Origin of the sequence: Breznakia sp. PFB1-19 (assembly GCF_029893935.1) — a bacterium.
Classification (GTDB): domain Bacteria; phylum Bacillota_I; class Bacilli_A; order Erysipelotrichales; family Erysipelotrichaceae; genus Breznakia; species Breznakia blatticola.
In genome coordinates this window covers 1-13868 of sequence record NZ_JARXXJ010000018.1, presented here as the reverse complement: position 1 = coordinate 13868, position 13868 = coordinate 1, and the positions used below count along the sequence as shown (strand labels likewise).

Genomic DNA, 13868 nt, shown 5'->3' with positions numbered 1-13868 from the left:
AAATGACATTTGTCACAAAAAAATAGCACAGCGTTTCGCCATACTATTCTTTTAAATATTTATTGATTTCCTTTTGTAGTCGAATGAGTGCAATATCAATATCTTCACTATTCATCATAATTTGTTGTAGTCTTGTATCAATAAGTGCTCGACTAGACTCATACTTTTTAAATTGACTATGTGAAGCTGTATCTTCCATGACATCCGTTAACATACTTAAATTTACCATTCCTTCTTCATTCTCAATTTGAATGGCTTCAATGGTTTCACTGGATTCCGTTACAGATCTAAGCGGTGAAATCCCTTGTGAGTTTTTAATTAAATGCAGTTGTGTATTTTCATCATAGGATAACTTTTTCAAAAACTTCCAAGCGACATCTTCATGACTAGTTCTTGATGACATTCCTAATAGCATCGTTGATGTTTCTGAATTTCCGCTGTTTGCATCCACAGAAGGCATTTTTAAGCAATCCCATTCAAAATTTGAATACTTTTTAACTCGCCATGGATATGGTTTATAGGTTCGATATTGTGAGAGTTGCATCGGTGAAAATGCAACTTTTCCTTTATCAAAGTCCTCTGCGGTAAGTGTCTCTCCTTGATGTAAATCCATTAGTTTCTTTGCATAGATAATCGATTCTTTTACACGGTCTTCACCAACATAACACTCTTGTCCATCTTCATCAAACAGTTCTACAGAATGTGCAAACATCGAATCTAACCAATCATAGTCATAACAACCATACTGATCAACTTTCCCATCTCCATCCACATCCTTTGTGACCTGTTTTGCAATTGTATATAGTTCATCAAGTGTCCACTCATTACTTGGTATATCTATACCTTCTTTTTCTAATAGCGTTTTATTCACAAACATTAGTGTTGGATTGCTTTCAAATGGTAATGCATATTGTTTTTCTTGATAAACACCGAAATCTAGTGCACTTTTGTAGTATTTATTTGTATCAAAACTTTGATCTTCCTCTACTAATGAATTCAAGTTTTTAAGAACGCCTAATGAACTAAACGTATTAAAATCTTCATTCAACACGACAAACACATCTGGTTCATTTCCTTGCACAATTTGGTTCGATAACCATAAAGAGTAATCCTCTTTCAAGATTCCACTGTCGTATTCGATTTGTACATTGGGATTTTCTTTTTCAAATGCTGCGATTGCCTCATCGATCACTTCATATGTTTTCCCACTTGGTACATCCCAGTTACTTCCTGCAAATATACCTAAACGAACTACGATTGGTTGATTGTATGTATAAACTGTGAAAACTACACCACCAACAAGTAATGCAAAAACAAGTAATAGCTTTAGTTTACGATTCTTCATCATCAAAATCCTTTAGTGTATATCCATTTTGAACTGCCCAAATGGCAAGCTGGGTGCGATCTCGAAGATTTAGCTTGGATAATATCGAACTTAGATAATTCCTTACAGTTCCTTCAGATAAATATAGTTTTGCGGCAATTTCTTTATTTGATAAACCAAATGCAACTTGTTGAATGACTCGCCATTCCGGTTTTGCGATATCTTTGGTATTCGTTTCATCTACTTGAATAACATAATTATTTCGGGACATCTTAGAAAACACACCAAAAACTTTTGTTGCGATATCTGGATTGATCATTGCTCCCCCTTGATTCACGGTACATATCGCATGATAGAGTTCATCCATTCCTACTCCTTTAAGTAAGTATCCACTTGCACCATATGCAAGCGCACTGAAAACAAACTCATCATCATCAAATGTTGTAAGTATAATAATTTTGGTATCAGGGTATAACGTTTTCACTTCTTTTGTGCAAACCACACCATCCATATTTGGCATTCGAATATCCATAAGAATGATGTCTACTTGTTTATGTTGCAATTGATCTAAGACATCCAATCCATCACAAGCAACTCCGATGACTTCTAAGTCTTCATGTGTTTTTAAAACTATTGAAAGTGATTCGCGAATTAACTCTTGGTCATCTGCAATGAGTACTTTAATCATAATGCTCTCCTTTTTGAATTGGGATTTTTACTTTTGTAAGAAATCCATTTGCTCCATCAAAGTGAATTTCTCCACCAATAATAACAACACGTTCCATCATCTGCCGTAATCCAAATCCATATTGTATTTCTTTACAACCAATTCCATTATCTTGCATATCCATATAGACGAAATTTTCCTTTTGGTATAAATGAATATCTATTTTGGTAGCTCCACCATGGCGCATCGCATTGGTAATACTTTCCTGAATAATACGAAACAATACATCTTCTTTGGCTTTTTCAAAATCGATATTTTCTAAATCGTAGTGTAAATCTACTTGCAAATGTGATACTCCTGTAACCTCTTCAATCATTTGCTCAATTGCACCTTTTAGATTTTGATGTTCTAAAGCTCCTGGTCTTAGTTTATTAAGTGAGTTACGAACATCTCCAATTCCTTGACGAACAACTTTGGACACTATATGTAACTGCTTTTTTGTTTGCTCTGTATTAATATCAATCATTGCAATACATGCATCAATCCCTGCAGCAATACCTGTAAGTGCATGACCTAATGTATCATGTATCTCACGTGCCAAGCGTTTACGTTCATTATTCTCACCGACCTTCTCAATTGCGAGTGAATAATTTGTCAATTCACGATTCACTTGATGAATCATATCTAGTTCATGCGCAATGCGTTCATTTTCCTGGATTTGATTTGCAATATACACAATGATAAAACTTATAAACAAAAGTAAGTTAAATGTTTCCATAATATTTTTTAGAATCATCAATACACTTCTAACATTTGCTTCATAAATTGCAAAGTATGCAGAAGGTGAACTCATCTTTAGAAACATCGATGAGATATCATAGTTTGTGAGCAAAAAGATTATAATAAGCGATACTAGTAAACCACGTGAAAATTTGTACTTCATATGATATATCGAATCACAGAACACTAAAAACAAGACTCCATTATACCCCATGTTTAACATGTATATTAATGCAAAACTGACACCAACTAATGCAATATTATATAATGCGTGGTTCTTCTTTTGCTTCTTGTAATATGTTCTTGTATACATAAATCCGATTAAAACAAAATATAACAATAAAGACCCAAAATATAGAAAAACTGGATTTTTAGGAATATAGGTAATACGGTCCAAAAATTCTCGTGCCATTTGATTATCAACAATGTATTTTGTGCCAAGTAAATAATTAGATGCATAAAATAAGACAATAATAAAATTAAGAACTGCCATGATATTCCGTATGGTCGACAGTGAAGTGAAATAATTACGTTTCATTATTGCCACCCTTTTTCATCAAAATTATGAATGTTATCCTTTGTGATAAGAGTTACAGGAACAACAATTAACTTTTCCTCTTTATGTTGTAAACACATATACATTTGCTTGGCAGCAGCTTTACCTAAAGTAATTGGAGATTGTGCTACGGTTCCCAAAACCATTTCATTACTCATTAATAATGATTTTACATCTGGTGTTCCATCAACTCCATAAACTTTCACGTCGCTTCTTTGATTGCTTTCAAGTGCTGCGATTGCCCCAAGTGCACTTGGATCATTTAATGCCATCACTACTTGTACATCAGGAGTTTCTTTTAACATCTCATCCATCATTGGCATTGTACGTTCTAGTTGTCCTTCACATTCTCTTTCATTTATAACTTTATAATTCTCATGACCTTCAATCGTTGCTAGAAATCCATCAATACGATCCTTTGCAGAACGGGCAGCTGTATGTTTAAGCAAAATAATATTTGCATGTTCCATTTTGGACATCATATCATTCGCACATTGAACACCTGCATCATAATTATCTGATACTACAGTTACATCAACAACATCTTCATTTAGCAAAGGAGCATCAACTGCGACAATTGCAATTCCTGCTTTACTTGCTGCAAGTAGTTCTTCATCAATTGAGTCAGCATCTACAGGGTTAATAAAAATACCATCTACTTTTGCATCAATAAAATATTGAATTTGTTCTTTTTGCTTATCTACATGTAGTGCTGGATCAAGAGTTATTAAAACATCACCATTTTGTTCGATGACCTTACGCATTTCATTATTGATCACTTCATAAAATGGATTATTCATCGTCATATAACTCACACCAAAAACAAGGTTTCGTGTTGTTGGCTTTTTATATTCCCTATACACAAATCCAATCGTTGTAAGACATATAGCGATAGTCACAAAACTTGCTATGATTTTCTTATATTTCATAGTCACACCTACATTAATACTGTTTTCCCCTATTTTATTCGTTTTAACTTATATTAATCATACCTAATTTATGTCACATACGCTACTGACAAATGTCACAAAAATAGTTACTAATCTTTTATACACATCAACTATAAAAACCATTAAACCTTATAGTCTACCCTATAAATGTAATTAACCATCTCAAACCATTCATCTTACATCGTATATATGCTCTCTAATAATTATGCTAGAAGAGCGGACAAAGCGTATGCAACAGTTTATAATTAGACATATAGAAAAAGGAGTTCATTTATGGAGTGGATAGAAAATTTGAATGCATCGATTGCCTATATTGAAGAGCACATTACTGATTCTTTACATACTAAAGAGATTGCTAAAGTAGCGAATTGTTCAACATATCATTATCAAAGAATATTTGCTTATATGACAGGAATTTCACTATCCGAGTATATCCGTCGTAGAAGAATGTCTTTAGCAGCAGTTGATTTGAAAAACACAGATATGAAAATCATAGATATTACTTTGAAATATGGATATAACTCGCCAACTGCATTTAACCGTGCCTTTCAAAGTGTTCACGGAATTGCACCATCCTTAGTTAAAAATGAAGGAGTACTTGTAAAATCATATCCTGCACTAACCTTTCAAATGAGTATACAAGGAACAGAAAGTTTAGATTTCAGAATCGAAAGCAAAAAAGCGTTTCGTGTAATTGGATCATCTATTGATCTTCATGGTGAATTTAAAAGCATGGATGAACCTGTCAAACAAATATGGGAAAAGTGCGAAAAGGATGGCACAATTCAAACACTGATACAATTAACAAATAGAGATTCTTCGAATATATTAGAAGTAATGATACCTGATACATATACAGAAAATTGGAAATATATGCTTGCGGTTGAAACTGATAAACCTATTCATACGCAACTAGACGAATATACAGTTGAGTCTTATACATGGGCAATTTTCTCCTATGAAGGTAAAACTCCAGAAGAAGCGCAAATTATCGGAAATCGTATCATTTATGAGTGGTTACCTACAAGTGGATATGAGTATGATAATGGACCAGATATTGCTATTCATACATATATAGAAGGTAAACGAACCATACTTGAATATTGGTTGCCAATAAAAAATAAACAACAAGCGAGGGTCCGTAATGATTGATTTTAAAAAAGACAAAAATATAGAACCAACGGATCATAATCTTAAAATTGTACTGAAAGACAGTTTTCTAGCATATAAAGAATTAACAGAGAAATTATCTGATTTTAATGTAAATTTTGAATGGCGTTTTTACAAAGATGGGGGTTGGCTTGCAAAAGCTACTCACAAAAAGAAAACTATATTTTGGGGAAAAGCAATGAGTGACTATTTTCTTGTTGCCTTTCACTTCAACAAAAAAACTACTCAAGGTGTCTATGATCTAAATATCGCAGAAATATTCAAACAAGAATTATTACAGTCTCAAAATGATGAAAGTAAATTCACTTCACTAAAAATAAAAGTAGTAAACTCAAAGTCTTTACCTGATATTTATCAGTTGGTCGAATATAAATGTAAAGTTTAGAAATACACATGACCAAGATACATTTAAGCAAAAAACCTACTTTTCCAAATTTTGGATAAAGTAGGTTTTTCTTAATTCATAAATATAAACTGCAAAACAATGCATACACACTCTATTTTGGATATACTAAGTGTTCTTCACTTAGATTTGCTAATGTGTCTACCAAGTATTGTTTTGCCCAACACTTTGCAGCTACTAAGTTTAAATCTAAATAGTTTCCACATGAATAGTCGTCAGCACCAGGAATATCACCTTCATAGTTTGCCATGAACGTGAATAAATCAGTGATAAGTTCAACAACATCTTTACTTTCCAAATCACCTTTTAAAATAAGGTAAAAACCAGTTCGACATCCCATAGGACCAAAGTAAATTGTTTGATCTGCATACGTTTCATGATTACGTAAGTATGTTGCTCCTAAGTGTTCTAGTGTATGAATCTCAGCTGTATTCATTACAGGTTCACGATTTGGTAATGTCATACGAATATCAAATGTTGTAAGTACTTCACTACCTACATAATCTTTTCTTGAAACATAAATGCCTCGATTTAAATTTCTATGATCTACTTGAAAACTTTCTATCTTTTTCATTATTACTCCTTTATCATACAAAAAACATTTCAATAACATATAGGGTTGTCACACCAATTAATCCAAGTCCTAAAACTATAATATGTGCCCATTTGTACATATATAATATCGCAATAAACTCGCGAAGTGAAGCACCAAACCAAAAGTAGAAAGGCGTTCTACTTCCAATCCCCTGAGCGTTTAGTCCAACTTTTCGAGCAAGTATACTTGAACGCATGACGTGGTAATTACTTGTTGCAAATACTACTTCATACTTACCTTTACTTCGTTCCTCTATCTTCATCTTTGAATACATCATATTTTCCTTTGTATTTCTACTTTTGTTTTCAATTATGATATCTTCACGTGGTACACCGTGTTCTCTAGCATAAGTTGCCATTGCATCTGCTTCGCTTATTTTTTCATCACTACCTTGTCCACCACTCATAATAAGTTTTGGAATCTTACGATTTTTCTTTTTATTTACATGTGAAAAATATAAACTTAATGCTTTATCAATACGACGAGCCAGTAATGGTGTAGGTGTCTCACCATTAATTAGTCCAGCCCCCAAAACAATAATATAATCTTTATTTAATCGTGGTTTATATACTGAATACAATAATGAAGACATAAAGTAGTTGGCAAGATGAATCAGAAAATATACAATCACAAACCCACTATACATAACAATTGCTTGTTGAATTTTAGTAATGCTTGGGTCCTGAAAACGAATTGATCCCAAAATAAGTAAGATAAAAATACCAATCCCAAATACTAGGACAAATAGATTCATCAATCCTCTACCTTCCTTAAAGATAAGAATCACTCCATTAATAATTGAAACAATCATTAAAGCAATAATACCAACAGAAAGATATGCAAAGATAAATAGTAAACCTGCAGAACCTATAAATGTTATTACAGGTATTGCGTATTGTTCGCCAAAAGATACAAAACTAATACATGTGCATCCTATGGCAACATTAAAAAGAAATCCATTTGTAATTTTTCTTCTATCAATCATCCATGACACAAGAAATAATACAATTACAACAAGTGTAACTATATAAATATATGATTGCATTCTTACTTATCCTCCATTTCCCATCGATAATGACCAACAATACCTTTGTTTGCATACCGAATGAATGTATCCTCTTCACGTACCGGTTGACCATCATTATGAATTAAATAGGGATATCCATCTTTATTACGAATGTCACTTAATATTGCAACTGATCCATTTTCATAAAAGACGATATCCCCTGCATTCCAACTTCCGATTTCTTCAATTGGTGCATCAATTCTTGTAATGTGTCGTTCAAAGAATTTTCTTTGGTTACTTACTAAACGAAAATCAATGTTTGGATCTTCTGCATTAGGATATTGATATGGATTTTCCTTAATATCTATATCCATCAATTCTTTCAAATCATATCCAGCATATTGTAATGCTCGCCATACAACATCTCCATTAGTTCCTTCATCATCAGGTGGATATGCATCAGTATAATAGGCTTCCACATAGGTTGGATGCTTTTTTGCATCTGCTTTTGCACCAACTACGATATCACTAAAATCATCGACTCCATTGTGATTATAATCAACTTCACTTAACATTTCTTCAAAATAAAAATCACTTGCATCATATGCTTTTCTAGGAATGATACGATAGTAATCCAAAACAAAATAGCCTGCAATAACTCCTGCAATTACTAACAGGATCAGCAAGCGCGTAATCAGTTTAGCAAACCATGTATGTTTCTTCTTTTTTGGCATAGTACTATTATACACAGTTTCCCTTAACTTTGCGTCAAATTACACCATAGGAAAAAGAAAAAGATGCCATTTTTTAGCATCTATTTTCCTCTTTCCAAACGTTCATATGTTCCATTTTTCACTTGAACATATACGTATTGTAAATCATCACTGACAAACACTTCCCCTTTGTAGTATTTGTTGTGATTTGTGGATAGTTCTTTGTTTGTTAGGGTACGCGCTTTTGCTCTAGCTTTAATTGTCCCATACGTTGTATAACCTTCAGGTACACTGACTTCATATACTTGTGGATCTTCCTCAAAATAATTTTCACTTTGAATGAAAATATTAGGAACATAAAAGTCTTCTGCTAGCATCTCTCTTTCGCGAAACGAAATCGATGTAATAATCGTGACAACAACAACAAAAACCAATAATGGAACAAGAAAGATTTTCTGATTTTTCTCCAATTTCATCATACATATATTATACGGTATATTTTGTATATTTTAGAAATCGTTAATGACATTTATTCCACTGTGTATGACATCATCATGTAAACAGTGGTTCAATTTCACTTGCAACTAATGAAATCACATCATTTGCTTGATCAGTGAACATTCCAGTAACACCAATGATCAACTGCTTACTTTCATTAATATATAACAAATTAGATCCATCACCCACTGCAGCGTATATACGCTCATTCTCATCTAATACCCACCATAAGTAGCCATAAGCAAGTTGTAAACTTTCTGCATAACTTTGTTGTTTCGTACTTTTTTCTAACCATGATGCACTTACAATTCTTTGATTATGGTACACCCCATGATGCATGCAAAGTTCTCCAATTTTTAGTAAATCTATAAGTTTTAAGGTTAATCCCCATCCAGCTGCATATACATCCTGTCCATCATGGACCCAACCACTCATATCAGTCGATTGATAAAAATTCATTTGTGCTTCCACGCTATCAAAATACATCCCTTCTTTTACTTGGATTCCCAAAGGATTAAATAGTACTTCCTTGGCAAATGCAAGGACTGACTTACCTGTAGCTTTGGCAAGAATTGCACTCAATAGATCTGGTCCAATTAATGGCGCATACTGAAAGTTACCGATATTTTGAGGCATTCCTACCATCTCAATGGTAAAACGAACCCAATCATCACTTATGAAATACTGCTCATACACACCTTCGATATTTTCATATGCATACGGCGTTTCCATTTTAAGAATATCCACTATACGGAGCTGGTCAAATGCTGATAGTCGTCGATTTCTTGGAATATCTTGAAAGTAATCTGCTACTCTTACATATTCATCTTTGATGTATCCTTTATCAATGGCAATCCCCATTAAAATTGATACGATACTTTTGGTGAGTGAATATATATGATAGTAATCATTTGCACTTCCTTCATGAAAATAGTGTTCATAGACACTTGTATCATGATGCATTATCGCTACACCTTTGATATTTGTATATTGACTAACAATTTGTTCTTCTAATACTTTAAATTTTTGATTCATTGTAATCTCCTGTCGTTTGTTTCGGATATCCTACATTAACCTTAAGTCCATTAAAAATCATAATCAAGTACTATTTAAAAAGTTTTATTTCATCAAAAAAGAGGTATCACTATATGTGTACCTCTGATTTAATCGTTTAAGATTTAGATTGATTTATTTTATAGAGAGTTTTAGAGAATTATCCTTGAGCGTTTGCTTCTGCTTTAGCAGCAGCTTGATCATCTTCATAGTCTCGTTTATCTTGCGCTTTAACGAATGTTAAGTAAACGAAGAATGTTAAGACTAGAATTAATCCTTATAGTAACGCGGTTTGCCATCCACCAAATAATGGAATAATTCCAATGTATTGACAGAAGTATAAGATCAACCCTGAAATTGTAGGCATTGCCATAAATGGAATAACTAGCATTGGGTTCAATGTAACTGGGAAACCAAATAATACTGGTTCGTTAATATTGAATAATGCAGGTACTGATGAAATACGTCCAATTTCTTTGTTTTTTGCTGATTTTGCGAAGAATACACAGAAGATTACAATACCAATTGTCATCCCTGCTCCAGTAACTGTCATAAATTGATCTAAGAATTGTTTTGTAACGATGTGTCCACCATTTCCTAAAGTTAATTCTTTACCAACATCTAAGATTGCTTGGTTATCAAGTGTGTTAGCTGTAAGGATTGGGTCCATAATTCCACCAATGATTGTAGAACCGTGTACTCCAAAGAACCATAAGAATGGAATCATTAATCCCATAACGATAACTCCACTAACTGAATCGGTTAATCCTTGCAATGGTGTTTGAATTAATGAGTAGATTGTTTCTAAGAATGTTGTATCTCCTACAATTTTAAGAGCAGCGTAGATTGCAAATGCACCAATAACTAATACGAACCTGGAATCAATGCAGTAAATGAGTTTACAACACCTTCAGGTACTCCAGCTGGCATTTTAATACGAATGTCTTTTTTAATAAACCATGAGTAAATGTATCCAACAACTAATCCTACTAGAATTGCACAAATCATACCTTTACCACCAGTCCATGCTTTGTTGATTACACCACCAACAGCATCTCCGTTAGCATCCAATACAGATCCGTCTTGTAAAATTAAGAAACATACAAATGAGATGATCCCAGCATTTAATGCAGGTAGACCTTCAGCTTTAACATATTCATAAGCAATACCGATTACTGCAGCAATTGCTAAGATATCAAATGTTGCCCCTGTTACGTTAAACATAGAGTCAAGTAAGTTCATACTTGCAAACCAATCAACCACTGGTTGGTATGGGAAACAAGCTAGAATTAAAAATACAGATCCAATAATTGTTAATGGCATTGTGTAAATAATACCGTTACGAAGTGCCATAATTGCTTTCGTATTTACGAATTTCATAATCGCAGGCACGACCGTATCATTTAGAAATTCTTTCATATGATTCTCCTTTTTTATTTTCGTTTTTTTATTTTAATGCAAGAGCGTAATCTAAGACTTTCGCTCCATTCATCATTCCATAATCGACCATTGGAATAACGCCAACAGCAATTCCTTTTGGTTCAGCAAGTCCTCTTACACGTTTTTCTTCGTATCCAACTTGTGGTCCCAATAATAGAATTTCTGCTTCTTCCATTTTTGCAGATAAGTCATTAAGTGGGTATGCTTTAATCTCAACTTCTATTCCACGTTGAGCGGCAGACTCTTCCATCTTTTTTACCAACATGCTTGTTGACATTCCTGCATTACAGAATAATCGAATTTGTTTCATCATCTTTTCCTCCTTAATTCATTATCTGATGGTGTATTACTTTATGTTTTTATATACATCAATAAATTCGTTTGCGATAACTAAGAAACTGTCACATGCCATCAGTTGATCTTCAGCATGCATCAATAGTAATGTGATATTTACACTTTTTCCCCCAGCTTCTTCTTGAATAAGACTCGCATGCGCTTTATGCGCGTTTTGAAACATTTCTTGGCCTTCTTTGATTGCTGCATCAGCTGCTTCAAAGTTTCCTTGTTTTGCTTCTTGGATTGCTTCAATATACTTACTTCTTGCCCCACCGGCACTAGAAATAATTTGAAAACTAACTAATTCCAATCCTTCCATTACACATCCTCTTTACTTTCTACATAATTGTTTGATATTACTTTTTGATACCAATAGAATGAATCTTTGCGTAATCTCTCTAAACTTCCAGTTCCATCATCATGTTTGTCCACATAGATAAAACCATAACGTTTACGCATTTCCCCAGTACCAGCTGAGACAATATCAATAGGTCCCCAAGATGTATAACCGATAACATCAATACCATCTTCTTCAATGGCAATCGATAGTTGTTCAAGATGTTTATCAAGATACTCGATACGATAATCATCATGGATTTTACCATCCACAACTTCATCGTATTCACCATATCCATTTTCCACAATAAACAGTGGAATACGATAGTGATCTTGTAAGTAGTTTAGTGAATACCTTAGACCGACTGGATCAATTTGCCATCCCCACTTACTAGCTTTTACATATGGATTTTTCACTAGCATAGAGTCTTCGTCATAGTCATAGTACGTATTACCTTCTTGGTAAGCTGTCGCAAATGACATGTAATAACTAAACCCGATGTAAACAACTGTAATAACTAAACCCGATGTAATCAACTGTAATAACTAAACCCGATGTAATCAACACATCCCTCTAGTAAATCTTTTGCATCTTCTTCCGTGAAATCAATCGTAAAGTTCTTGCGTTTCCAATATTGTATGATATTTCTTGGATATTTACCAAATACGTGTACATCCGTAAAATACAAACGTTTTTGCATTGCTTTTGTTGCCATCATCATATCTTCTGGTTTACAAGAATATGGATAGATTGGACACATTGCAATCATACAACCAATTTGGAAATCATCTTTAATTTCACGTGCAAGTTTTACAACTTTAGCACTAGCTACTAGTTCATAGTGTGCAGCTTGATACATAATCTCTTCACGATTTTCACCCTCTTTATAAACAATTCCAGAGTTTGTAAACGGGGCAAAATCCGTTGTGAAGTTTGTTTGATTATTGATCTCGTTAAAGGTCATCCAGTATGTAACTTTATCTTTATATCGTTTAAAATACACCTCAGCGAATCGTACGAAGAAATCGATACACTTACGATTTCTAAATCCTCCATATGTTTTTACTAAATGGTATGGCATCTCGAAATGCGACAAGGTAATGACTGGTTCAATTCCTAACTTTAAACATTCATCAAAGAATGTGTCATAAAATTGTAACCCTTCTTCGTTTGGTTCTTCTTCATCTCCTAATGGAAAGATTCTTGTCCATGCGATACTTGTTCGCAAGCAAGTAAATCCCATTTCCTTGAAGAATTGTAAATCTTCTTTGTAACGATGGTAGAAATCAACAGCTTCATGGTTTGGATAGTAAATTCCATCTTGAACTCCGTCAGTAATTTGACGAGCTTTCCCATGCTCACCTGCGGACATTACATCTGCAACACTGATTCCTTTTCCACCTTCATTCCATCCCCCTTCTACTTGATGAGCTGCTAATGCTCCACCCCATAGAAAGTTTTCAGGAAATTTGCGTTTGCTCATTTCGTTCCTCCTTACACATGTATTACCGATATCGTTTGAATACGCTTTCATCATAGCAACACTTTTTCAAAAAATCTCGATTTTGGGGGATATTAAAACAAGATAAAACGCTTGGAATTTGTTACATAAAAAAAACAGAATTGTAATAATTCCGTTTTTAGTCGATAAACACTAGTCTTTTGAATAACTGTATACTTTTTTTGCAATGCTTTCTAACATATAGACCACAGGCACTTGTGTTGTAAGATTTAAAACATCTCCAACGACCAATTCTGGCAAGTAATAGTTTAAATTATAGTCTGACATATGTGCAATCGTATTGGTTTTCGTATTTGTTAATGAAATAATCGTTGTACTTTCTTTACGAAACTTATTAATTTGGAGCCTGTAAATAATTTTGTGTAAAGTTTGATATCCCATGGTAGAACCATGAAGTAACTACATTGAGTAAAGTGTAGTTACTTTTTTATTATGTTATCATAGTCGATTATGTTGTCAAAGAGCTTTTATATTCGTCCCTCGAAAATAATTTGTAGACTTGAGAAGATTACTCCCCA

At 33.5% G+C, this 13868-nt stretch carries 16 protein-coding genes and 1 pseudogene; 2 read left to right on the top strand and 15 right to left on the bottom strand.

The annotated features are described in order from the left end of the window. Positions 1–43 precede the first annotated feature (43 nt). Genes M2098_RS08680 through M2098_RS08665 form a run of 4 tightly spaced genes read right to left on the bottom strand, consistent with a single transcriptional unit; the run spans position 44 to position 4256 of the window. Positions 44–1345 carry a sugar ABC transporter substrate-binding protein gene (locus tag M2098_RS08680; protein WP_280683684.1) on the bottom strand — a complete coding sequence of 434 codons (1302 nt, stop codon included), beginning with the start codon at positions 1343–1345 and terminating at the stop codon, positions 44–46. Then, a complete protein-coding gene (locus M2098_RS08675; protein WP_280683686.1) occupies positions 1332–2012 on the bottom strand; it encodes a response regulator transcription factor in 681 nt (226 codons plus the stop codon). Before M2098_RS08675 ends, M2098_RS08680 begins: the two co-directional genes overlap by 14 nt. Then, positions 2005–3309 (bottom strand): sensor histidine kinase, encoded by a 1305-nt coding sequence (locus M2098_RS08670; RefSeq protein ID WP_280683687.1) that lies wholly within the window; start codon positions 3307–3309, stop codon positions 2005–2007. Before M2098_RS08670 ends, M2098_RS08675 begins: the two co-directional genes overlap by 8 nt. Further along, the gene (locus M2098_RS08665; RefSeq protein WP_280683688.1) at positions 3309–4256 is read right to left on the bottom strand and encodes a sugar ABC transporter substrate-binding protein; all 948 of its coding nucleotides are present in this window, start codon (positions 4254–4256) and stop codon (positions 3309–3311) included. The genes M2098_RS08670 and M2098_RS08665 overlap by 1 nt, the downstream gene beginning before the upstream one ends. A 294-nt stretch (positions 4257–4550) precedes the next feature. Between M2098_RS08665 and M2098_RS08660 the strand changes: the two genes are divergently transcribed. Both M2098_RS08660 and M2098_RS08655 read left to right on the top strand, forming a co-directional pair. Continuing rightward, positions 4551–5429 carry an AraC family transcriptional regulator gene (locus tag M2098_RS08660; RefSeq protein WP_280683689.1) on the top strand — a complete coding sequence of 293 codons (879 nt, stop codon included), beginning with the start codon at positions 4551–4553 and terminating at the stop codon, positions 5427–5429. Further along, the gene (locus tag M2098_RS08655) at positions 5422–5832 is read left to right on the top strand and encodes a DUF3788 family protein (protein ID WP_280683691.1); all 411 of its coding nucleotides are present in this window, start codon (positions 5422–5424) and stop codon (positions 5830–5832) included. Before M2098_RS08660 ends, M2098_RS08655 begins: the two co-directional genes overlap by 8 nt. A 112-nt stretch (positions 5833–5944) precedes the next feature. On the opposite strand, the gene M2098_RS08650 is transcribed toward M2098_RS08655, so the two are convergent. From M2098_RS08650 to M2098_RS08600, 11 genes and pseudogenes are all read right to left on the bottom strand, one after another. Next, a complete protein-coding gene (locus M2098_RS08650; RefSeq protein ID WP_280683693.1) occupies positions 5945–6424 on the bottom strand; it encodes an S-ribosylhomocysteine lyase in 480 nt (159 codons plus the stop codon). A 13-nt stretch (positions 6425–6437) separates the two neighbouring features. After that, positions 6438–7490 (bottom strand): YdcF family protein, encoded by a 1053-nt coding sequence (locus tag M2098_RS08645; protein ID WP_280683696.1) that lies wholly within the window; start codon positions 7488–7490, stop codon positions 6438–6440. 2 nt (positions 7491–7492) lie between these two features. After that, positions 7493–8185: a DUF1287 domain-containing protein gene (locus M2098_RS08640; RefSeq protein WP_280683698.1), complete on the bottom strand. Its 693-nt coding sequence runs from the start codon at positions 8183–8185 to the stop codon at positions 7493–7495. An 80-nt stretch (positions 8186–8265) separates the two neighbouring features. Further along, positions 8266–8643: a hypothetical protein gene (locus M2098_RS08635; RefSeq protein ID WP_280683700.1), complete on the bottom strand. Its 378-nt coding sequence runs from the start codon at positions 8641–8643 to the stop codon at positions 8266–8268. A gap of 73 nt (positions 8644–8716) precedes the next feature. Continuing rightward, positions 8717–9697, bottom strand: a complete 981-nt coding sequence (locus M2098_RS08630) for a serine hydrolase (protein WP_280683702.1) — start codon at positions 9695–9697, stop codon at positions 8717–8719. Positions 9698–9992: 295 nt separating this feature from the next. Further along, positions 9993–10544 carry a PTS transporter subunit EIIC gene (locus M2098_RS08625; protein WP_280683710.1) on the bottom strand — a complete coding sequence of 184 codons (552 nt, stop codon included), beginning with the start codon at positions 10542–10544 and terminating at the stop codon, positions 9993–9995. A 35-nt stretch (positions 10545–10579) separates the two neighbouring features. After that, entirely contained in the window at positions 10580–11134 is a 555-nt protein-coding gene (locus M2098_RS08620; protein ID WP_280683704.1) for a PTS transporter subunit EIIC, read from the bottom strand. A gap of 28 nt (positions 11135–11162) precedes the next feature. Continuing rightward, positions 11163–11468, bottom strand: a complete 306-nt coding sequence (locus tag M2098_RS08615) for a PTS sugar transporter subunit IIB (RefSeq protein WP_348521598.1) — start codon at positions 11466–11468, stop codon at positions 11163–11165. 33 nt (positions 11469–11501) lie between these two features. Next, the gene (locus M2098_RS08610) at positions 11502–11810 is read right to left on the bottom strand and encodes a PTS lactose/cellobiose transporter subunit IIA (protein WP_280683706.1); all 309 of its coding nucleotides are present in this window, start codon (positions 11808–11810) and stop codon (positions 11502–11504) included. Beyond that, positions 11810–13311, bottom strand: a pseudogene (locus tag M2098_RS08605) (family 1 glycosylhydrolase). Before M2098_RS08605 ends, M2098_RS08610 begins: the two are co-directional and overlap by 1 nt. A 171-nt stretch (positions 13312–13482) precedes the next feature. Beyond that, positions 13483–13731 carry a hypothetical protein gene (locus tag M2098_RS08600; RefSeq protein WP_280683708.1) on the bottom strand — a complete coding sequence of 83 codons (249 nt, stop codon included), beginning with the start codon at positions 13729–13731 and terminating at the stop codon, positions 13483–13485. Positions 13732–13868 lie beyond the last annotated feature (137 nt).